This window comes from Aliiglaciecola aliphaticivorans, assembly GCF_054782055.1.
In genome coordinates, this window is the sequence record NZ_BAAGTF010000003.1 from 207,827 (window position 1) to 231,059 (window position 23,233).

Below are 23,233 nucleotides of genomic sequence, written 5' to 3' on the forward strand. Positions count from 1 at the left end.
TATCTAGCTGATTTAATGGGACTTTTACGTAGTTGGAATAATTCAAATTGGGCTGCAAATCCCCAGTTAACTAAAGTTGTGATAAAAGCAAAAATGGCAGAAAAGCGTAATATTTTTCTTGTTGGTCCTATGGGGGCTGGCAAAAGCACGATAGGAAGGCATCTTGCCGACGAACTTCATCTAGAGTTTTTTGATTCCGATCAGGAAATCGAGCGTCGTACTGGCGCGGATATCGCGTGGATATTTGATTTAGAAGGTGAAGATGGTTTTAGGCTTAGAGAAGAAACCGTAATTAACGACCTAACTGATAAACAAGGTATCGTTTTAGCAACCGGTGGCGGCTCTATTGTCAGTAAGAATGTTCGTAATCGTTTGTCCGCTCGAGGCATTGTGGTTTATTTGCAAACTACCATAGACAAGCAAGTGGCTCGTACTCAACGAGACAAACGTCGTCCTTTATTGCAAAAAGATGATCCGGAAATGGTTCTGCGTGAACTTGCAGACTCTCGTAACCCTCTTTATGAGGAAGTAGCTGACTATATCGTAGATACTGACGATCAGAGCGCACGGGCTGTTGCAAGTCAAATCATAAACAAAATCGGACTTTAACCAGGTCGTTCCGCACAAGAGGTACACGCTCATGTCAACAATTAGAGTAGAGTTGGGTGAGCGTAGTTACCCAATCAATATAGATTCAGATTTACTCACTTCCAAAAGTTCGTTCGAAGAACATGTTAAAAGCAATAAAGTGATAGTCGTTACCAACGACGTCGTAAAGCCCCTTTACCTGAATTCACTATTGAGTGCGTTGGAAGGATTGGATGTGAGCGTTGTGTGCTTACCTGATGGCGAACAACATAAAAACCTAACCCAATTTGATGCAGTGACGACACAACTGCTAGAACAACATGCTGCACGAGATACCACACTAATAGCCCTAGGCGGAGGTGTCATTGGTGATTTAACCGGCTTTGTTGCTGCGTGTTTCCAAAGGGGTATCCCTTTTATTCAAGTTCCGACCACCTTGCTTTCTCAAGTTGATTCATCAGTAGGCGGTAAAACAGCCGTTAACCATCCTCTTGGAAAAAATATGATCGGCGCTTTTTATCAGCCCCAATGCGTTGTAATTGATATTGATACCTTAAAAACCTTACCAGCCCGAGAATTTGCTGCAGGTATGGCTGAAGTGATCAAATACGGTATCATTTATGATGCTGAGTTTTTCCAATGGTTAGAAGAAAACGCTCAAGGGTTGAAAGACCTTTCCCCAGAACATTTGAAATTTGTCGTCAAACGCTGTTGCGAAATCAAAGCTGAAATTGTATCTAAGGATGAAAAAGAGCACGGAATTAGGGCCCTACTAAACCTTGGACACACCTTTGGTCACGCTATAGAAGCCGAACAAGGTTATGGCAATTGGTTACATGGTGAAGCTGTTGGCTGTGGCATGGTATTAGCCGCCAAAGCGGCCTTTAAGAAAAATTGGATTTCAAAATCTGATTTGGATCGCATGATAGCCCTTATAAAGCTATTCGAATTACCTGTGGAAGCGCCTGAACACATGAATTACGATATTTTCATGCAGCATATGCAACATGACAAGAAAGTGTTATCTGGCGCCATTAGGTTCATTATTCCGACTGCCATTGGTGAAGCTGTTGTGACTAAAGAGGTAGAACAGGATATATTGCAAGATATATTGAATCGCTAAGAGAATGGATTGTGGCCATAAACGAGTTGCATAGCCGACTGGAATATTTAGTTTCATACTCGTCGCAGCTCATATTTATAAGCTGTGAAAGTTTGTCGCAACAACAATCCTCATTGCAGCAGTTTATAGCCAAGCAGCATGAAAATACCGAAGTGGCGTTTATCAATGGCCAAAGTACCCTTCGAGATTCGGATTACAGAAACGAAATATATCGCCAGTTAGTGAGTCACCCGCTATCTCCTAATGTTCCCCTGGACAAACAACTTATCCAACAGCTTGCTAAAGAAACTGGACCGATTCTATTGTGTATTTGTGCTGCCCAGCATATTTCAAAAAATTTACTCAATGAGCTCTGGAGCTTAGTATTAAAAAACAAAGATTTAGAAAAGGGCCATCACCTCAATGTACTCTTGTTCGGAAGCCCAGAATGGACCGAATCGGCTAAATCAAACTTAGCGAAAGATAATCAACACTTGCCCATTTTACTAAGCTCGGAAGTTATCAGCAAAAATCAATTTACCCAAAGCTACAGTGAAAGTATCAATCAAAAACGCGCGGAAATAGCCCAACGGTTTAAAAACAATGGTGACGGAGAAACTGACTCAACAATAAATAAACCGCTGTTCAAAATTTTAGCTGGAATCGCTTTTTTAGGCATTTTTTCTATGCTGGTATTCTGGCAGTATCCTGATGAGATAAAACAATTTGTCAATGCTGATTACACCAATATGGATGAGACTGGCAGGGAAATTGAAGAACTAGAAAAAGCAGCTCTGACTGAGTCCACGAAAGTTTCTCCAATACAAGAAGAAGACTTAGCAGAACAGAATAATCTGACTGAAGAACACCTGGAAAAAGCAAACCAATTAATAGAATCCACAGCAACGGAAGAAGAAGCCAATATTTTGTCTGCAGACGAATCACAAGAACTGGTAACCACTTGGCAACAGGAAATTGAAAAACAAGAATTGCAAACCCAGAAAGAACTTCAGGAAAAGCCGCTAGATAAACCTAATCAACCAGACTCAGTATCCGTTAACGAAGACCTTAATTCTGATGATAAACAGGTTGATCACCCAATAGCAGAGTTAAATGACCAGCTATTTGTTTTACAATTGGCGTCAATGAGTGACTTAGATGTGGCAACTCGATTTGTGCAAGAGCATGATTTACAAGATACAAGTTGGCTATACACGACTCAACGCTTCGGGGGTGATTGGCATGTGGTAATTTTCAAAAAAACCTTTGCCAATGTACAACAAGCGCGGCAGTATACGGCTTCCTTACCCGATAGCATTGATAAAACAGTTCCATTTGCTAAATCAGTTAAACAAATTAAGGTAGAATTGGCAGTACCTCAGCAATAACCTCGTTGTAGTTACACCAAAAAGCGGACATGAATAAAAACAAAAATCGGGCATTTCTGAAATGGGCAGGTGGAAAATATGGGCTGATCGATGAAATTCGCCAACGCTTGCCTCAAGGTAACAAATTAATCGAACCTTTTGTCGGTGCCGGATCGGTTTTTTTAAACACCGAATACCCCCAATATATTTTGAATGATATTAATCCAGACCTCATTAATCTTTACTCGGTTGTCAAAACCCAGGCTGATTATTTCATTCAAGAAGCAGAAAAGCTTTTTAGTCCATTGAATAATCAGGAACAAAGGTTTTACGAACTGCGTAAAGAGTTTAACCAGTCCGATGATCTGTTTTTTAAATCAATTTTATTCTTGTATTTGAATAGACATGGTTATAACGGGCTCTGTCGATATAATCTGTCAGGTGGATTTAATGTGCCATTTGGTCGATACAAAGCACCCTACTTCCCCAAAAAAGAGCTATTCTATTTTGCTGAAAAATCTCAAAAAGCAATCTTCACCTGTGAACCCTTTCAGCAGAGTTTTGCCCGTGCTAGAGCGGGAAATGTTATCTATAGTGATCCCCCCTACGCACCGATTAGTTTAACCGCTAACTTCACTCAATATTCCAAAAATGGATTCTCATTAGATGAACAACTGATGTTGGCTAAATTAGCAAAACATAATGCCTCGAAGAAGTCCGTTAGTGTTTTGATTAGTAACCACGATACTCCCTTTACCCGTGATATATATTCACAAGCCGATATCACCAGCTTAATGGTAAGCCGCACTATCAGTCAAAAAGGCGATAAACGTGTAAAGGTGGGCGAATTGTTAGCCCTGTACGCATAAGTTCAAGTAGCTAGCGTTAGATTGCAAAACTAACTTAATGCAATGTTCACCACAGCGACCAAACCAAGTATTAAGGCGATAACAAAGACAATACCAACCAATAGAAACGGAACAAATGACTTCTGTTGAAAATCATGCTCATAATTTTGGTGAGATTGCACTCCAAATACGCTTGCTGCGACGCTTTTAAACACGCCCCACAAACTATTATTTGATTTGGATTCTGACAACTACTGAGCGTCCGAAGATACAGGAGAGTTAGTATCTGCCGCCCGAAACAGCAGCTCTAACAAATCTAGATAGTGAAACTTGTAGCCAGAACGTCCAGAAAACCAATTCTTCCAGCTAACATTATTGTGATTGACTGAAGCACATCGATTAATCGGATGTGTAATGGGCAAGTTTGGATTAAATTCAAGGGTATCAATGTTTTGACAGAAGTCATCAGCACCAGAAAGTTGTGTTTGCAGGACAAAAACCATGCTGAACATAACTGCACCAAGTGAAGAAAATACTTTCAACTTTCTGTTCATTTGACCACCTCAGAATAAATCCATTGGGGCTATTATACGTGTGTTGATAAAATGAACAACTATCTTTTATCTTATTAGCCTGTCATTTGTCGTAGTTGGGATGGGTTTATGCGATCAAATAGGCGATCAAACACCACTATATTTCTGCTTAACAAGCAAAAAAGCCAACTTTTCAGTTGGCTTTTCAGGCGTTTCAAATAACTATTTACTTAGAACGATGTACCCCAGCTAACAACGAATTTAGTATCGTCATCACCTGATTCATCATCTGCTTTAGAAAGGCTCAAAGTAAAATCACCTTTCGATAAATCTATTTGAAAATGACCAAAGTCAACGTCGCCGTATAATTCATCATCGCTATCGAAATCGTAGTAGCCATAGGTTAGACCAAGGCCAAATTCATTTGGAAGGTCAACACCATAGCCGACACTATAATACAGATCACCAGTACCATAAGGTGCATCATCGTCATATTGACTGTTTACCGTATAAGCAACACCAAATGAAAATGCTTTATATGAACCATTGAAATAGACTTCACCAAAATCTGAATCTTCAAAGCCTGTTGCTGGATACATGTAATAAATATAACCAACATCGTATCCAAAGTCCCCTGATTCACCGCCATAACCTAGATAGAAGTCGTTTTCAGTACCGTCACCGTTACCCCAGTCAATTGAGCCAACCCAAGTTCCCGCGTAAAAGCCGCTTTCGTTCGAATAATCGATGCCACCAGAGACTGATACATCATTAGAACTTTGGCTCATACCACGCCAAATATAGTTGCTTGTTGCACCAAAATTAGCTGATACTTCAGCTTGAACTAAGGAACTAAAACTGGTTGCAGAAAGTACAGCTACAGCCAATGCTGCCAATTTCAAGGTTTTCATATGTGTTCTCCGAAATTTATATTATTTTCAATGTTTTAAGTTTTATTTTTATTATTATTATTATTTTTTTGTTTTGTTGCTGGCACAGATAACGCAATTCTAATGCCGCTTATTTACATAATCACAACAATAACGTAACCCTTTGTTTCTTATAAATAAATCTTAATATTGAATAAACAATGCTTATACTAAAATCCTCTATTCAGGGCTTTTGAAGCACCGTTTTGGTTCTAAAGCACCAATATGGTGCTTGGGTTTGAAGTGACTAACGCTTTTTTCATTAGTCATTTTTCTTTACACTATCGGCAAATTTATCTGGAGAAATTCATGAGTCCTTTTTTAATCGCGCCATCTATTCTGTCTGCCAACTTTGCTTGTTTGGGAAGTGAAGTAGAGCAAGTAATAGAGGCAGGTGCAGATTTAGTTCATTTTGACGTGATGGATAACCATTACGTACCTAATTTGACGGTAGGCCCGTTGGTGTGTGAATCCTTAGTAAAGTACGGGATTAAAAAGCCTATCGACGTACATTTGATGGTTGATCCTGTTGACCAAATGATTGAGGATTTTGCTACAGCAGGGGCACACAGAATCAGTTTCCATCCAGAAGCAACTAAACATTTAGATCGTAGTGTGCAATTAGTAGTCGATAATGGCTGCGAAGTTGGCCTAGTGCTAAACCCTGCAACACCGTTAAATTGTCTCGACCACATCATCGACAAGCTTGATTTTATTCTTATGATGTCTGTTAACCCTGGATTTGGCGGACAAAAATTTATCCCCCAAACCCTTGAAAAAATCAGAGCTGTTAAGCAGAGGGTACAAGCATCGGGCAAACAAATTAGAATTCAAATTGACGGTGGCGTAAAAGTCGATAATATTCGCAGCATTGCTGAAGCAGGAGCCGATACTTTTGTAGCTGGCTCAGCTATCTTTAATCAGCCAGATTACAAACAGGTTATAGACCAAATGCGTCTAGAATTAAGCAAAGTAAATATGGCTTAAGCCTTTTTCTCACTTTTAAGAAGATTATTTTATACTATGAGTAAACCAATTGTATTAAGCGGTTGTCAGCCTTCTGGACAACTAACTATAGGTAATTATATGGGCGCATTGCGCCAATGGGTGGGGATGCAGCAGGATAATGATTGCCTGTATATGATTGTAGACATGCATGCCATTACCGTTCGTCAAGATCCTGAAGCCCTCTACAATGCTTGTTTAGATGGTTTATCGTTGTATTTAGCCTGTGGAATTGATCCCAACCAAAGCACGATCTTTATGCAATCCCATGTGCCAGAGCACGCTCAGTTGGCTTGGGTGCTAAATTGCTATACGCAAATGGGTGAATTGAACAGAATGACTCAATTCAAAGATAAATCAGCCAAAAATGTCGCTAATGTTAATGCAGGTCTTTTGACTTACCCTTCCCTTATGGCTGCCGACATACTGTTGTATCAACCTAATAAAGTCCCCGTAGGCGACGATCAAAAGCAGCATCTAGAATTAACCCGAGATGTCGCCACCCGCTTTAATAACTTATATGGCGATATTTTTACTATTCCCGATCCTTTTATCCCAGAATATGGCGCGCGCATAATGAGTCTTCAGGATCCGAGTAGTAAGATGTCAAAATCTGATGCGAATCCAAACAACTTTGTTGGCCTGCTAGAAGACACGAAAAAAATCAGTAAAAAGATTAAACGTGCAGTGACTGACTCCGATGAGCAAGCTCGTATCTATTTCGACAAACAGGAGAAGCCAGGGGTTTCGAATCTATTATCCTTACTATCCTGTGCGACCGGCAAGAGTATCGACAGTCTAGTGCCTGAATACGAAGACAAAATGTATGGTCATTTAAAAGGTGACGTGGCAGATGCCGTGGTTGCTTTGTTAGAACCTATTCAAACTAGATTCCACGAAATACGTTCAGACCAAACCTATTTGAATAGCGTCATGAAAGATGGGGCTGAAAAAGCCAGTGCTCGCGCTTCGGTCATGATTGAAAAAGTGTTTAAATCCGTTGGGTTTATTCCAAAGCCATAGGCACAAAACGTTTCAGAAATTCATTTGTTGAAAGTAATGTTGTTGTGATAGCTGTTTATTAGGAAAGTAAATTGTCATGCTATTGTTGATCGATAATTATGACTCATTTACTCACAACCTTGCACGTTACTTTCGAGAATTGAATGTAGAAGTTCAGGTAGTGAGAAATGACCAAATAACCTGTGCGCAAATTGCACAATTAGCGCCAAAGTATTTGGTTTTCTCGCCCGGGCCTTGTACCCCCAATGAAGCGGGGGTGACCTTAGAAGCGATTCAAAACTTCGCTGGCAAGATCCCTATTTTAGGAGTCTGTTTAGGGCATCAAGCCATCGGACAAGTGTTTGGTGCAAAAGTAGAAGTAGCTGAACACATTATGCATGGCAAGACCTCAAGTATCCGCCATAAAGGAACCTCATTGTTTGACAATATAGAGGATCCGTTTGTTGCTACCCGTTATCATTCGTTAATCCTGAATACGCCTTCATTACCAAACGCATTTCGTGTAACGGCTTGGTGCGAAGAATTCAATAACGTTGAGCCCATGGCAATTGAACACATAAGTTGGCCGCTAATGGGGGTGCAATTTCACCCAGAATCACTTTTAACCTTAGAAGGGCATAAATTGCTATCTAATTTTGTTAACATTGCCGATAAATGGTGGATAGATAAAAGCCAAGGTGCTTTTTAGCTCAGTTTGAGCAACTAATTTAATAAGAACACTCTCTTTAAATATTATTCAAAGGCACTAAGAAAAATCCATGAGCGAACTTTTGGCACTGAAGAACGAAATCAATTTACGCTTTGATTACTTAACGATAAGTCTAAAGTTAGCTCAGCAGCATATGGGAGTAGGAAGCGAACCCAGCGCCGTTGAATCAGACGTGAGTAAAGATACGCAACGCACCTTACTAGAAGTCGAAAAACAAGCTAGGTATGATAAAGAGCTCAACAGGCTCTCTTATTCAAACTATGTTCAAAGTCTTCAAAACAAGATACACAATGAAATTAATAAACGTATAAAGCTACAACTTGAAGATAAACAACAACTAGTTCACAACGTTTTAGGCTTCGACCAAAACCTTCCAGATTTACTCGATGCTTTGGCAACGAAAGCAACTTCAATTAGTAAAATTGAACCTATAGCTGCGGGTATGCCTTGGCTATATGATGAATTAATCAGACTGATCAATACACCTAAGTATCGTAGGGTCGATTCTAATGGCAAAGTTGTAGTGGTCGAAAGCTTAAAAACAGCGTTAAGTTATTTAGGGGTGGAGAATATCAAAATGTTGATTCCATCCATTGCATTTAGACGCTGTTTGCCACAAATTACCGACCCTTTCCCTAAAATTAAAGTGCAAATGATGGATGCGTCCATTGGCACCGCGATGTCCTGTAAAAAACTAGCCCAAGTAAATAAGTTAGATAGTTATAATGCTTTTTTGTTAGGCTTATTCCATGATTTTGGAAAAATTGTGATCATTCGTTTATTTTTCAAGTTCTTTGACGAAGTACACAGGGAAGCATTGTTAGAAGCACAGAATCAACGTAAACCTGATGAACATTTTGCATTAGGTGAAGTGACACCTTCCGAAACCTTTTTGTTACAAGCACTAAACAAATATGGTTTTGCTCTAAGCACTGAATTGCTCTCGCACATGCCATTTAAACGACTCGCTTTTGTTGAAGCAATGGGCGATTTTGCGAGCGACAAAGAAATCGCAGATTTATCCCCTCTAGGGAAAGTATTGGTTCAAGGAGAAGGTTACAATCGATACCGTACCCTTAAAGCAAATAAATTGATTACATTAGAAGAAGCGAAAGTATATCTGCGACAATTTAGTTTTCCCAAAGGGGCATTAGCAGAATTGAAGCTAACAAACTTGCGTGATTTCGACATCATTTTGGATGAAAAGTAGCCAACCTCGTTTCTTAGAAGAAAACCTATATAAATTTGTTAAATTTTTTTTTACATATTCATGCAAACCACTTTAATCTTGTAATAATCTTCCTCTGTGGCAAATCTAAAGGGAGATATGCCCATGTTATTTCATAGTTAGCGTATTTTAATCAAATTGCCCAGCCTCAAATGCCCCCACTCACAGATTTTTTAGACATCTACACGCTACTCGGACGTAGCACAAATTTATTCAGCCATGGAGGTTTCCTTAGTATTAATAGTTATTCACTATTCCTGCAAAATTAGCCGCATCCCTTTAAATTTAAGGGTTTTCGGCATTTCTGCTAGAGACAGATTGATTTAAATCTGACACAATGCGCAGTCCAAATTGGTCGTTGGGCAGCATATTATTGCTGCCAACAGAGTATTAATCAGAAGTGAAAATACACGTCCAGAATTTTAAGTGAGGTAAAGAATGCAAGTAACACGCGCAACGTTTGACGAAGTTATGGTTCCTAATTATAACCCAGCTGCCATAGTTCCTGTAAAAGGCCAGGGATCGCGAGTATGGGATCAGGAAGGGAAAGAATACATAGACTTTGCCGGTGGTATCGCTGTGAACGTATTAGGTCATTGCCACCCTGATTTAGTTGCGACATTGAAAGAGCAAGGCGAAAAGCTTTGGCATCTTAGTAATGTTTTTACAAATGAACCGGCGCTTCGTTTAGGTAAAAAGTTAACTCACGCCACTTTCGCGGATAAAGCTTACTTTTGTAACTCAGGCGCAGAAGCAAATGAAGCCGCACTGAAATTAGCTAGACGTTATGCATTAGAACATTTTGGCGAAGATAAAAATCAAATCATCGCCTTTAACCAAGGTTTTCACGGACGTACATTTTTCACCGTCACTGTGGGCGGCCAATCAGCTTATTCAGATGGTTTTGGTCCAAAACCTGGCGCTGTTGAGCATGTCGACTTCAACAACCTTGATGCACTGAAAGACATTATTTCAGACAAAACCTGTGCGGTCATCATGGAACCTTTGCAAGGCGAAGGCGGTGTCATTAGCTCCACCCAGGAATTTGTGGAAGGCGTCCGTGCGTTATGTTCTGAACACAATGCATTACTTATATTTGATGAAGTCCAATCAGGTGTAGGCCGTACAGGCAACCTATATGCTTATATGGGTCTTAATGTAATTCCTGATATTTTGACGACTGCAAAATCCTTAGGTGGCGGTTTTCCCATTGGTGCCATGTTAACGACTACAGAAATTGCTGCTAGTTTGAAAGTGGGTACTCACGGAAGTACATATGGCGGTAATCCATTAGCTTGTGCTGTGGCTGAAAAAGTGCTGGATATTGTGAATACACCAGCGGTTCTGCAGGACGTTAAGCGTAAAGAGCAATTATTCCGTGATGGCCTTGAAAAAATTAACCAGAAATTTCATGTATTCAGTGAAATTCGTGGTGAAGGCCTATTGATAGGTTGTGCCTTAGCTGAACAATATCAAGGGAAAGCAAGAGACTTCTTAGTGGCCTCGGCCGCTAATAATATGATGTGTTTGGTTGCAGGCGCAAACGTGGTGCGGTTTGCTCCTTCATTGGTCATTCCTGATGAAGATATTGCCGAAGGACTAGCTCGGTTTGAACGTGCTATTGAGCATGTTGTAAATAGCTAAGTTAACACGCGAACAGTAAAGTGAGCACCCTACTATGAAAGTGATCCGTCCTATTGCGTTAAGCGATTATGATGAGTTGTACAATATTGCGGTTGAATCAGGCATTGGTTTTACATCATTGCCTGTTAACGAAGGTCTATTGCGACGCAAAATAGAACAATCTGAAATTGCATTTCGAGAGCAGGTCGATAAGCCTGCAAACCAAAGCTATTTATTTGTAATGGAAGATACCGATAGCCATGAGGTTGTCGGTACTAGCGGTATTGCTGCAACTGTCGGTTTAGAAGACTCTTTTTACCACTACCATTGTGGCAAAGTGGTTCACGCTTCTCGCGAACTTAAAATTCACAATACTGTCGACATTCTTACCCTATGTAACGACTACACAGGTGTATCTGAAATTTGTACATTGTTTCTTAAAGAAAGTGCCCGACAAGGCAGTAATGGTCGCCTGCTTTCTAAGTTTAGATTTTTGTTTATGCTAGAGCATCAAACACGATTTTCAGAAACAGTAATTGCTGAAATGCGCGGAGTAAGTGACGAAAACGGAAGATCTCCTTTTTGGCAGTGGCTTGAAGAACATTTCTTTTCAATGGACTTCCCTACTGCGGATTACTTAACCGGCATTGGTGATAAAGTGTTCATTGCCGAGCTAATGCCTAAATACCCTATTTATGTGAGTTTACTCAGCAAAGCGGCGCAAGCTGTTATTGGTCAGGTTCACGAAAAAACCCGTCCCGCTTTGCAGCTTTTGCAGCAAGAAGGGTTTATTAGCCGTGGTTATGTCGATATTTTCGACGGCGGTCCAACCGTAGAAGCCAATATCCAACATATTAGAACCGCTCAAGCTAGTCGCAAGCTACCCATCAAAATTGACCAGCAAAAAGCGGCTGAAGGCACCTTGTGTTACGTAATTAACACCAAGGTAAAAGACTTCAGAGCAATTTCTACAGAAGTTTATGTGGATGCTGACAACAACTTTGCGTATCTCTCTCCCCAAAGCGCTGCAGCGTTAATGGTCGCTGAAAATGACCAAATACGTTATGCACCAACCAAAATAATTTAATAACCCAGCCATAGGAATTATGTATGACGACACAAGCCCACTATATTGCAGGTGAGTGGCACCTAGGTGAAGGTCACGATATTCAATCAATTGATCCCGCGAAAAACACTATTATTTGGCAAGCCAAGTCGGCTTCGCCTAAACAGATAGATTCAGCCATTAAAGCGGCTCGAAATGCGTTTATCAGCTGGAGTGATTTCGCCCTTGAAAAGCGCTTGGAAATCGTTAAGCGCTATGCAGAGCTGCTTACTGAAAACAAACAAGACTTGGCATTAACCATTGCTCAAGAAACAGGAAAACCGTTATGGGAAACCGCCACTGAAGTCGGTGCTATGGTCGGTAAAATAGCCATATCAGAACGTGCCTATCAAGATCGCACAGGCACAGTTGAAAACCCAATGCCTGTTGGCAAAGCCTTTATTCGCCACAAGCCTCATGGTGTAGTTGCTGTATTTGGTCCTTATAACTTTCCAGGACACCTGCCGAATGGACACATAGTTCCGGCCCTTATCGCCGGTAACTGCATAGTATTTAAACCTAGCGACCTAACACCTTTAGTGGCTCAGAAAATGGTAAAACTCTGGCAACAAGCTGGTTTACCAGCTGGAGTTTTGAATTTAGTGCAAGGTGAAGTAGAAACAGGCAAAGCACTAGCCAGTCATACTGATATTGATGGCCTATTTTTCACCGGAAGTTCTCGCACTGGCAAAATTCTGCATGAACAGTTTGCTGGCCATCCCGGCAAAATACTAGCGTTAGAAATGGGCGGTAATAATCCCCTTATCGTAAAAGATGCAAAAGATATTGATGCAGTGGTTCACGATATTGTGCAATCAGCATTTGTCACCTCTGGACAACGTTGCACCTGTGCTCGCCGTTTGTTTATTCAAACCGGTGAACAAGGCGACGCAATCCTAGCGAAGCTGATTGAGGTCACCAAAAATATCAAAGTTGACCATTATGATGCCGAAGATCAGCCTTTTATGGGCGCGATGATCTCTGCTAATGCCGCAGCAGGAATGGTTAAAGCACAGCAACAATTAGTTGATTTAGGTGCCACTGAGTTAGTCAAACTGATCCACACAGATACAGCAACAGGTTTCGTTACTCCAGGCATTCTCGATGTCACATCTATGGCGAATGAGATGCCTGATGAAGAGCATTTCGGACCACTTTTGAAAGTCATTAGATACGATGATTTTGACCAAGCAATTGCGTCAGCAAATAATACTAAATTCGGATTAAGCGCAGGTTTTATCGGCGATAATGAAGCGGATTATCAGTATTTCTTTAAACGCATACGTGCAGGCATTGTAAATTGGAATAGACCAATAACGGGTGCAAGTAGTGCCGCTCCATTTGGGGGAATAGGCGAAAGTGGTAATCACCGTGCCAGTGCCTATTACGCTGCGGACTACTGCGCATTTCCTGTGGCTTCAGTGGAATTGGAACAGGTAACTCTACCTGGAACCTTAAGCCCAGGTTTAAGCATATAATTAATTCAACCGCCTGCAATCATTCAGCTTTGCAGGCCCTTTTACTAAATTGAGATAGGTTGCAGCTATGCACACTGATATTGACGCTCTGTTTGCAAATCTTTGGCAAGATTATTTGAACATTACCCCTTCTGCGCAAAAAGTGCATGAACTACTGGGGCAATACAATGGAGAATCTGCGTTAGTAAATGACCATGTGGCGTTTCGTACATTTGATATAGATACAGTCAACTTGGATAAACTAGCGGCGCATTTTTTGGCTTTGGGTTATGTGGAAAAAGGCCAATACGATTTTGTGCAAAAGAAACTCAAAGCAAAGCATTTTGAGCATCCAGAAAGTACCAAACCTAAAGTATTCATCAGTGAATTACGGGTTAACGAGTTCGACAAGCCGATACAAGACATTATTCACAAGATGGTCAGTCAGGTTGCAGAGGATGCAACAAGCCAGGAAAACTTTTTGTATTCTGGCCCCCATTGGCAAATCTCCAGTGCTGATTATGAAACCCTTTTAGAGGTTTCAGAATATGCAGCTTGGATGGCAGCTTGGGGATATCGCGCCAACCATTTCACCGTATCAGTTAACCATCTTCAAGGCTTAGATGCATTAACGGATGTGAACGAATTATTGAAAAAGGCAGGTTTTACACTCAATACCTCAGGTGGAGAAATTAAAGGCGGCCCAGAAGTATATTTGGCACAGTCGTCCACTATGGCAGACCATATTGAAGTGAGTTTTGCAGACACTAGTAAAATCATACCGAGCTGTTTTTATGAATTTGCTCAGCGATACGAATTGCCCAATGGTGAGCTTTATCAGGGTTTTGTGGCCGCTTCTGCTGATAAGATTTTCGAAAGCACCAACGCTAAAAAACCTTAAGCGGAACAATCTTGAGCAAACGAATTATGGTGGGCGCAGATGCCTTCTGCCCACAATAGTGTCGTGATTTCGCAAGTGATAACATCTATTGTGTTATTCGCCATCCCTTTTCTTAATTCAAAACTCAAACTGTCATGAGTAAGGGCGACGAAGGCAAAATGCGCACCTGTTTAGGTGCGCGGCAACTTAGCTAATCGGTTAAAAGGCGTGAAGCTCGTTTCTATTCCAGGTTGCTAGCGCTTATTCGCTACCGTTGGCCAATTTATCTGCATACGCTTGCACACTATAGTTACGTCCAAGAAAGTCTTTAACTAACTCTGCAGCGGGTTTTGTTCCTACTCTTGCAAGCACCATATGTCGATAATCATCCGCCGTTTTAGTATTACGCAAACCTTCCTTCTTAAAGCGAGAGAGCAGTTCTTCGGCGATGGAATTCGACCATTGGTAGGTGTAATACTTAGCACCATATCCGGTCAAGTGACCAAAGGACGCATATGTGTATGTGCCCTCATCATGTCCATAGGGAGAATAGCGGTTAAAAATATCTTTTTCGAAAGCATTTAAGTCTATACCTTCTGGGTTTTGATTATATAACTCAAAAGACAAGGCAGCATAAGTGAGTTGATTAGCAACATTTAGTGCTCGTCCAAAATAACGTGCCTGGTTCATTTTTTCCACTAGCGACTTAGGAATAACCTGACCTTTGTCATCCACTGCAAATTGTTTAAGGGTGTCATAATCCCAAACCCATTCTTCAAGCATCGTGGAAGGGGCTTCACCAAAGTCAGATTCCCCTTGAAAGCTGCTGAATCCAATCTCATTTTGACCGGCAAAAATAAAATGTAGCAAATGCCCGTACTCATGTAAGAATGTTTTTACTTGACCATGCTCCATTAACCCATCTGGAAAGTTCATCAAAAGGACTGCCTTAGGTGTAGATCCCCCCTGTTTACCGAATGCCAATGGAAATTGAGCGGCGTGAGTAAATTTCCCTTCTCTAGGGTGAGAGTCGAGATAAAATTGGCCAATTAGCTTACCATTTTCAAACACATCATAGGGTTCAACACTTTGATGCCAAACATCCAGATTAGATGGCTTAATAGTCAAGCCAAATAAATCTTCAGATAACGCTAAAATTCCATCACGAACCTTGCCGTAACTAAAATATTGGCGTACCAGTTTTGCGTCTAATTTAAACTCTTTTTCACGAACAACATTTTGCAAATAAGAGGCATCCCAACTCTGAACTTGTGTTGCAGAGGGGGCGATAGTTTGCTTTTCAGCAAGCAATAATGCTTTTTCTTTGACCACAAGGCTCTTAATGGCATCGCTCAATGTTTGCATGAAATTAACCACATTTTGCGGTGTTTGTACCATAGTTCCCAGCATATTGGTCTCGGCAAAATTCTTGTGCCCCAACAATTTAGCTAACTCATAACGCTTTGATAATAATTCCTGTAGTACCTTTTGGTTCTCTGGCATTGCTCGAGTACTGTCCATAAGTAACGTTTCTTCACGTAAAGAAGCATCGTGTGCGTACCTAAATATGGGTTGAATATCAGGATAAGCCGTAGTAATAGTCACTAATCCATCTTCATTGACTCGGTGGCTATCCAAATAGTCTTGAGGTAAGCCAGCTAAACGTTCCGGCTTGACCTGAATAGATTTAATAGAATCGGTGATATTTTTATCAAAAGCTTGGCTAATTTCATTAATTTCATCATTCACTTTTTGAATACGTTCTCGCATAGCCTTATCTTTACCGATACCAGACATTTCAAACTGCTGCTTCCAATAATTGACCGTAAACTTTTGGGCATCTGAAAGGTCTTGGGTCGTGACTTTTGACATCCGTTCATACAAAGGTCGATTCGCATTCATGGCACTCAGTGTCGAAAATCCCTTTAATGCACAATCAGCACTGGCCTCTCTGATACTCTTATCAATATGAACATTTTGCATTAAGTAGTCGTGGGATAATTGGTCGCCAAACTCAACAATATAATCATCCAAAGGTTTAAATACCGTATCGTAGGTTGCGTCGTCATTAGCAGCAGCAAGTGCATTTATTTGCCCATCAAACTTCGCAAGATACTCAGAGCAGTGCTTAGATATTTGTTCTGCAGAACGATCGTATACGGTCTCTGCATAGGTAGGTATTGCATAGATAGATAGTACCAAGGAAGACAAGCCCATAAGACCAATACAGTTAACTAACAAGCTGAAACGTTTTTTCATATCCCTATTCCTAAATGAAAGTCATCACTTTTCGCGTATACAAAAATAAAACCGGTACGTTTTAGTAAGCTAAATCCATTTTATAATTACGCTTTAATTGTTATCGAACTTGATAATGCCAATTTGCTAGGGATCAGATCATGAGTCACGCCGCAGTTCGAACAAGCTCCGAACTAGAATAGAACGATAGGCTATTCTTTGCAACGGGGTCGTTTTTGCCTTTGCTGGTACACTCAAAGATGGCAAGAGGATAAAAGATAGTTTGGGAAATGTATCCGTATTTTATGAATGACTTAGGTGTCTATTTAATAGAAGCCAGAGTAGGACCCACAAGGCTGTTCGTCGCTTGGGGCACAAACATAATCACGCAAATTGTAAAGCTAATTACGCGTTTACAATGGTCGCTTTTCAACATCAAGGGTTTGCATAGCTAAATTGAGTACCTGCTGATAAGGCAAGCTTTGACAAAGACCAAAACCATTCAGTGTTCTAGCTCTAATTTTTGTCAAATAAGGACCCGTCAATCCAGCTAAAAATCGAGTAAATAATGGAATGGAAAGCGGTTCTTTTAGCTTAGCTTCAAATACCGAAGCTAATTCTTGATATGCACGGGTAAGCTGTTCTTCACTAGGTGTGTTAGACACAATAACGTCAGGCAGGTCAATCCCGCCTGAAATACAAACGCTACAATGTCCACAAGGTTGAGATAAGCTATGATCATCAAAATAAACAGCTAAAGTTTGACTCAAACATTGTTTACTTTGAAAAAATGCGACCAAATCTGCGATTCGTTTTATCTCCGCCGATTCTCTCAGTTTAAAATATTCAAATAGAGACTCACCCAGCCCTGCAGCTAACAGTTTCTGTTGGTCCACTGAGTAAACATCTGTGTGACGTTGACTCTGCAATTCAACTTGTTGTTGTCCATGTAAATAGTCCAAGGCACTTACTAATCGGTTTCGCTGATGAGGATACGATTGGCTTAGCGCTTCTTGATCTAAAGTTGACCAGATCTTTTTCATCGGACTGGCGCTAAACACGGCTTCTAGAAATTGACGCCTTTCTCCATCAAAACTAGCCAGTATCTTGGACTTTTCTTCGATAAAACGAAAACGTATTTCAGAAAAATAACCAAATAACGGAGTGATAACCTGACGCAATTCCAATTGCACTAACAAGGTTTTTAAGGGTAATTGGCGAACATTTGTCCCATTAGACAATGGAATTAATTGCGTTTCCCAGCGCAGCTCACCCGTGCTCGAATCTTCAGACAATTGGTTAATATTACTAAGTACTTTATCAATTCCACTTTGCTCTGGGGTATCTGCATAAACAAAATTTTCAAGGCGAGTTAAGTTGTTCAAATTGGCTAGGGTAATGCACTCTGAGGTTACCCCATCTCTGCCCGCCCTGCCAATCTCCTGGCTATACGCTTCTATTGATTTAGGTAGTTCGTAGTGAATGACAAAACGTATATTTGATTTATCTACCCCCATACCGAATGCAATAGTGGCTACCACAATATCCACCTGATCAGCCATAAATTGCTGTTGAGTGGCTTGTCGCTGTTGATCTTTCAATCCAGCATGATAGGGCACCGCGTTGTGTCCGTTTTGACGTAAAAGTAACGCCAAGTCTTCAGCTTCTTTTTGCAACGTAACATACACTATTCCAGCACCATCGAGTTGAGCAAGCTGATCAACTAACATCTCGGCTTTGTGTTCCTCAGGAGCGTGGAGGACCTTGAGGTTTAAGTTTGAACGATAAAACCCAGTTTGCACAATATGCTGGGGCTGAATGGCAAATTTGTTCGCCATATCGTGCTTAACATTTGCCGTGGCTGTAGCAGTAAGCAGCAATACCTGGGGGATATTCAATGCTTTTTGATAGTCAGGTAACTTTAAATAGTCTGGCCGAAAGTTATGACCCCACTCAGAAATACAATGGGCTTCATCTATGACTAATAATGACACATTCACCGATTCAATAAATTGCCTAAAGCGTTCATTTTTAAAACGCTCTACTGACACCATCAATATCTTCAAAGCACCACTGCGGGCGTCCTGCATAATCTGCCGATTTTCAGCATAACTGAGTGTTGAATCTATTTTGGCGGCAGGGATGTTTTTGCTCAATAAAAAGTCTAATTGATCTTGCATCAATGCAAGCAGCGGTGAAACCACTAAAGTTAAATGTGGTAAATGTAGCGCACTAAACTGATAACACAGCGACTTACCAGAGCCAGTGGGAAATATGGCTAAACAGGAATGCTTATGCAAAATAGCGTCAATTACCGGAAACTGTCCATCCCTAAAATCATCGAAACCAAAGTGTTGCTTGAGAGAAGAGACTAATTCCTGTTTCAATTGATATTTCCTAATTATACAAGTGTGGTTTTCAATGTTTGCTGGCAAAACATCAAATAATATTTTGAGCGTCTGAGTTGATAGTAGGATTGGAGATTAAGAAATGCAATTTCCGGTCAAAAATCTGTACTTTTGACCGAAATTCATCTGCGGTGAAATAGAGTTTAAGCTATCCAGCCTTTTTCTATTGCTTTACCTGATAACCAGATTAGGAAGATTGAAAAGATTAAGATCATTATTGGCATGACAGCAGCGCCAGGACCATAAACATCCAATGCATTTGAGATAAAAAAGGAGTGTGTCATTTGGACCAACACACCAATAAATGACAAGTAAAATATAACGCGCGCAAAGGACTTTTTAAGTAGCAAAGCAAGGCACCCTAAAGTGCCACCAAACACCGCGAAAGCAAAGGCTAACAGCACCCAAAAAGGTTGTTCCAAATATAGTCGCTGCTCGGCTACTGGCATGCTGTTGATTTGCTCCGGGCTCATAGTCACTTGCTGAACAAAGGCCATTACTCCTAATAAATTCCATAGCAACATTACACTGGCGACGATCCAAAACCATTTAGGTACTTGATTAATCTGCGAAGTTTGCATAGCTATCCCCTATGTTTTGTCTTCAGAGTCTTGATTCTCCGAGTCGGACTCAACGGAAGAGGCGACAAATTCGACTTCAACATCATCGACTCTTTGTAATCCACGAGGAAGTTTATTTCCTCTTCGACCTCTCTCACCTTGATAGTGAGCGAGATCAGCAGAACTAAGTGTCATGCTGCGTTTACCAGCAATAATTTTCACACTAGCGCCTTCAGGCACTACCGTTAGCACAGTTACGTATTCTTCTCTGGTTTTTGCTTTGGCGGATGGAATATTAATTATTTTGTTGCCTTTCCCTTTCCCTAAGCTTGGTAAATCTCGCAACGGAAACATTAACATTCGGCCTTCATTCGAGATGGCCATACACCAGTCGGTTTCAATATTAGAAACCGTTTGTGGTTTAATCACTTTTGCACCACTTGGTAAGGAGATATAAGCCTTACCTGCTTTGTTCTTGCTGACCATATCAGCAAATTTACCCACAAAACCATAACCTGCATCGGATGAAATTAAATACCGTTGATCATCGGATGCCATTATTACATGCTGGAAACTTTCCCCGCCGACAACGCTAAAGCGTCCAGTTAAGGGTTCACCCTGGCTTCGTGCCGAAGGTAAAGTATGAGCATCACAGGCAAAGGTGCGTCCAGAACTATCTAAAAACACAGCTTGCTGATTACTGCGTCCTTTTGCACTGGCAAGATAAACATCGCCAGCTTTATAACTTAACCCTTCAACATCGACATCATGCCCTTTTGCACAACGCGCCCATCCTTTGTCAGATAACACGACTGTTACCGCTTCAGATGGCACTAATTCTTTTTCAGACAAAGCTTTAGCCTCTTCTCGCTGCACCAAAGGTGAGCGTCTATCGTCACCATATTTGGCAGCGTCAGCTAAGATCTCTTTTTTAATCAGGGTTTTTAAGCGACGATCTGAACCTAACAATAATTGTAGTTCATCACGCTCTTTTGCAAGTTCTTCTTGTTCAGACTTAATTTTAAACTCTTCAAGTTTTGCAAGGTGACGCAACTTGAGTTCTAAAATGGCTTCAGCTTGTTTATCTGATAAATTAAAGGTTTTAATTAATTCTTGTTTAGGTTCATCTTCATAACGAATTATACGAATGACTTCATCAATATTAAGAAAAGCAATTAGTAAACCTTCCAAAATATGTAACCTTGCCAATACTTTATCGAGACGATACTGTAAGCGCCTAACCACTGTGTCTTTTCGAAAAACTAACCATTCACTCAAAATCGTGCGTAGATCTTTAACCTGAGGACGTCCATCCAAGCCAATCATATTGATATTGACTCGATAGTTCTTCTCAAGATCAGTAGTAGCAAATAGATGCTGCATTAATTGTTCAACATCCACACGGTTTGAGCGCGGTGTGATAACTAACCTAGTTGGATTTTCGTGATCAGATTCATCTCGTAAATCACTCACCATTGGCAATTTTTTGGCCTGCATTTGGTGGGCTATTTGTTCGAGAATTTTTCCACCAGAGGCCTGATGGGGTAAAGCGGTAATAACAATATCACCACTCTCATCATGATACACCGCGCGCATTTTTATTGAACCACGCCCAGTTTCATAAAGTTTAGCGATATCTTCCCTAGGGGTAATAATTTCCGCTTCCGTGGGATAGTCTGGGCCTTGGATATGTGCCAAAATATCCTGTAACTCAGCTTTACTATTATCCAGTAACAAGGCACAGGCATTGGCTACTTCACGCACATTGTGAGGCGGTATATCAGTGGCCATACCCACTGCAATACCAGTCACGCCATTGAGTAATATATGAGGAAGACGCGCTGGCAACACTTTAGGTTCATCCATAGTGCCATCAAAGTTTGGTTGCCAATCAACCGTTCCTTGACCAAGCTCACTAAGGAGTACTTCACTGAATTTAGATAAACGTGATTCAGTGTATCGCATGGCAGCAAAAGATTTAGGATCATCTGGCGCTCCCCAATTTCCTTGCCCATCCACCAAAGGATAGCGATAGGAAAACGGCTGGGCCATTAACACCATGGCTTCGTAACATGCCGAGTCACCATGGGGGTGAAACTTACCTAACACATCACCAACGGTTCTAGCTGACTTTTTATATTTCGCAGATGCGCTTAAACCCAATTCGGACATGGCATAAACGATTCGTCGTTGCACCGGCTTAAGACCATCACCGATGTGAGGCAAAGCACGGTCCATGATGACGTACATTGAATAATTTAAATAAGCATCTTCGGTAAAACGACTCAGTGCGAGTTGCTCTGAGCCATCTTTATTGATAATTGTATCTTCACTCATATTATATTTGTGCGGGCCATTTTCAATGCGACAAGAATAAATAGGGCATTCTTAATCGGTATTTTTATTATTTTTCACTGCCCTTGCGGGCAACTTTATCACTGATTAACAGAGTAGCTAATGTGCTATTCAAAAGCGTAATTACACTGTCTATTTTTGATAGGTTACCTTATAAATCACGTTAGCGAAATCATCGGATATCAACAAACTCCCATCAGGCAGGGTCAAAAACGCAACAGGACGCCCCCAAACGGTATCATCTGGATTAAGGAAACCTTCGATAAAGGTCTCATAAGAACCAATTTCAGTACCGTCAAAATTTGCTCGCATTACCCGATACCCAGATTTTTCAGTGCGATTCCAAGAGCCGTGTTCAGCGACAAAAAGTGATTTTTTATATGCTGCTGGAAATTGCGTGCCCTGGTAAAATTGAACTCCTAATGGCGCAACATGAGCCCCCAATTTAAGTTCAGGCTTAGTGTAATCATCAGGATCTTTTCCTGTACCAAACTCAGGATCAATAATATCTCCGCCATGGATATAAGGATATCCAAAATGCTGTTCATCGGCAGTCACGCGATTAATTTCACAAGGCGGAATGTCGTCCCCCATCCAATCTCGGCCATTATCACTAAACCATAAAGCCTCACTGTCAGGATGCCAATCGAATCCAACGGTATTTCTAACTCCCTTAGCGACCCACTTCATTTCTTTAGTGGCAAGGTTAAATTTCAGAATGCTGGCGAATCTAGGATCATCGAATTTACCATCGCCTACGGTTTGGCAGATATTGCATGGTGCGCCAACGGGTACATATAACCAACCGTCTGGTCCAAAATCAATGTACTTCCAACCATGATGGGTTTCTGTAGGTAAACCACTGATGACAACCTCTCCTTTAGGTGAGTTAGCATACTCCTCATCAATATTTTCATACATTAGTACTTCGCTAACGGCGGCAACATAAAGATCACCGTCTTTATAAGCAATACCCGTAGGCATTGTTAAATTATCAGCAACCACTACCACTTTGTCGGCTTTACCGTCTTGGTTGGTATCGATGACAGCGTGCACCTTGCCTTCTGAGCGACTACCAACATAAATTATGCCATTTTTTCCCATGGCCATCTGCCGCGCATTGGTTACATCTTCAGCATAAACGGCAATTTTAAACCCATCTGGTAAGATCAATTTATCTAGTGGTACGCTGAGCCCTGAAGTTGAATACAAAACTGCAAAAAATAGTAGCAGTAAGCCTTGTATATTTTTCATCTAAAAATCCTTCAATACTGT

General features: G+C 40.9%; 20 protein-coding genes. 12 read left to right on the forward strand and 8 right to left on the reverse strand.

Annotated features, from left to right (window positions below; translation table 11 throughout):
- The first annotated feature begins 93 nt into the window (after positions 1-93).
- From aroK to ACYVIL_RS01960, 4 genes are all read left to right on the forward strand, one after another.
- Positions 94-609, forward strand: a complete 516-nt coding sequence (gene aroK / locus ACYVIL_RS01945; protein WP_303471661.1) for a shikimate kinase AroK — start codon at positions 94-96, stop codon at positions 607-609.
- Between the two features lie 31 nt (positions 610-640).
- A complete protein-coding gene (aroB, locus tag ACYVIL_RS01950; RefSeq protein ID WP_460311375.1) occupies positions 641-1,711 on the forward strand; it encodes a 3-dehydroquinate synthase in 1,071 nt (356 codons plus the stop codon).
- A 92-nt stretch (positions 1,712-1,803) separates the two neighbouring features.
- Entirely contained in the window at positions 1,804-3,078 is a 1,275-nt protein-coding gene (locus ACYVIL_RS01955) for a hypothetical protein (protein ID WP_460311376.1), read from the forward strand.
- Between the two features lie 29 nt (positions 3,079-3,107).
- Positions 3,108-3,926 carry a Dam family site-specific DNA-(adenine-N6)-methyltransferase gene (locus ACYVIL_RS01960; protein WP_303470905.1) on the forward strand — a complete coding sequence of 273 codons (819 nt, stop codon included), beginning with the start codon at positions 3,108-3,110 and terminating at the stop codon, positions 3,924-3,926.
- A gap of 29 nt (positions 3,927-3,955) precedes the next feature.
- On the opposite strand, the gene ACYVIL_RS01965 is transcribed toward ACYVIL_RS01960, so the two are convergent.
- The 3 genes from ACYVIL_RS01965 to ACYVIL_RS01975 form a co-directional block, all read right to left on the reverse strand.
- Positions 3,956-4,156 carry a DUF2970 domain-containing protein gene (locus tag ACYVIL_RS01965; RefSeq protein ID WP_303470907.1) on the reverse strand — a complete coding sequence of 67 codons (201 nt, stop codon included), beginning with the start codon at positions 4,154-4,156 and terminating at the stop codon, positions 3,956-3,958.
- Complete coding sequence (locus ACYVIL_RS01970) at positions 4,157-4,459, reverse strand: hypothetical protein (protein ID WP_303470910.1); 303 nt, start codon at positions 4,457-4,459, stop codon at positions 4,157-4,159.
- Between the two features lie 209 nt (positions 4,460-4,668).
- Positions 4,669-5,349, reverse strand: coding sequence for a TorF family putative porin (locus tag ACYVIL_RS01975; RefSeq protein ID WP_303470912.1), 681 nt, complete (start codon positions 5,347-5,349; stop codon positions 4,669-4,671).
- Positions 5,350-5,676: 327 nt separating this feature from the next.
- On the opposite strand from ACYVIL_RS01975, the gene rpe reads away from it, so the two are divergent.
- From rpe to ACYVIL_RS02015, 8 genes are all read left to right on the forward strand, one after another.
- Complete coding sequence (gene rpe / locus ACYVIL_RS01980) at positions 5,677-6,354, forward strand: ribulose-phosphate 3-epimerase (RefSeq protein WP_460311377.1); 678 nt, start codon at positions 5,677-5,679, stop codon at positions 6,352-6,354.
- Between the two features lie 36 nt (positions 6,355-6,390).
- Positions 6,391-7,395, forward strand: a complete 1,005-nt coding sequence (trpS, locus tag ACYVIL_RS01985) for a tryptophan--tRNA ligase (RefSeq protein ID WP_303470918.1) — start codon at positions 6,391-6,393, stop codon at positions 7,393-7,395.
- A gap of 76 nt (positions 7,396-7,471) precedes the next feature.
- Entirely contained in the window at positions 7,472-8,083 is a 612-nt protein-coding gene (locus ACYVIL_RS01990) for an anthranilate synthase component II (RefSeq protein WP_460311378.1), read from the forward strand.
- A 70-nt stretch (positions 8,084-8,153) separates the two neighbouring features.
- Positions 8,154-9,314: an HDOD domain-containing protein gene (locus ACYVIL_RS01995; protein ID WP_460311379.1), complete on the forward strand. Its 1,161-nt coding sequence runs from the start codon at positions 8,154-8,156 to the stop codon at positions 9,312-9,314.
- Positions 9,315-9,770: 456 nt separating this feature from the next.
- Positions 9,771-10,976, forward strand: coding sequence for an aspartate aminotransferase family protein (locus ACYVIL_RS02000; protein WP_303470926.1), 1,206 nt, complete (start codon positions 9,771-9,773; stop codon positions 10,974-10,976).
- A 34-nt stretch (positions 10,977-11,010) separates the two neighbouring features.
- On the forward strand, positions 11,011-12,042 hold the full coding sequence (astA, locus tag ACYVIL_RS02005; protein WP_303470927.1) for an arginine N-succinyltransferase: 1,032 nt from the start codon (positions 11,011-11,013) through the stop codon (positions 12,040-12,042).
- A gap of 23 nt (positions 12,043-12,065) precedes the next feature.
- A complete protein-coding gene (astD, locus tag ACYVIL_RS02010; RefSeq protein ID WP_460311380.1) occupies positions 12,066-13,538 on the forward strand; it encodes a succinylglutamate-semialdehyde dehydrogenase in 1,473 nt (490 codons plus the stop codon).
- Between the two features lie 67 nt (positions 13,539-13,605).
- Positions 13,606-14,418 (forward strand): 2-oxoadipate dioxygenase/decarboxylase family protein, encoded by an 813-nt coding sequence (locus ACYVIL_RS02015; protein WP_460311381.1) that lies wholly within the window; start codon positions 13,606-13,608, stop codon positions 14,416-14,418.
- Positions 14,419-14,658: 240 nt separating this feature from the next.
- On the opposite strand, the gene ACYVIL_RS02020 is transcribed toward ACYVIL_RS02015, so the two are convergent.
- The 5 genes from ACYVIL_RS02020 to ACYVIL_RS02040 form a co-directional block, all read right to left on the reverse strand.
- A complete protein-coding gene (locus tag ACYVIL_RS02020; RefSeq protein WP_460311382.1) occupies positions 14,659-16,656 on the reverse strand; it encodes a M3 family metallopeptidase in 1,998 nt (665 codons plus the stop codon).
- Positions 16,657-17,048: 392 nt separating this feature from the next.
- Positions 17,049-19,022, reverse strand: a complete 1,974-nt coding sequence (locus tag ACYVIL_RS02025) for a RecQ family ATP-dependent DNA helicase (protein ID WP_460311383.1) — start codon at positions 19,020-19,022, stop codon at positions 17,049-17,051.
- A gap of 164 nt (positions 19,023-19,186) precedes the next feature.
- Positions 19,187-19,624, reverse strand: coding sequence for a hypothetical protein (locus ACYVIL_RS02030; RefSeq protein ID WP_460311384.1), 438 nt, complete (start codon positions 19,622-19,624; stop codon positions 19,187-19,189).
- A gap of 9 nt (positions 19,625-19,633) precedes the next feature.
- On the reverse strand, positions 19,634-21,940 hold the full coding sequence (gene parC / locus ACYVIL_RS02035) for a DNA topoisomerase IV subunit A (RefSeq protein WP_303470940.1): 2,307 nt from the start codon (positions 21,938-21,940) through the stop codon (positions 19,634-19,636).
- Positions 21,941-22,090: 150 nt separating this feature from the next.
- Positions 22,091-23,212 carry a PQQ-dependent sugar dehydrogenase gene (locus ACYVIL_RS02040; protein WP_460311385.1) on the reverse strand — a complete coding sequence of 374 codons (1,122 nt, stop codon included), beginning with the start codon at positions 23,210-23,212 and terminating at the stop codon, positions 22,091-22,093.
- Positions 23,213-23,233 lie beyond the last annotated feature (21 nt).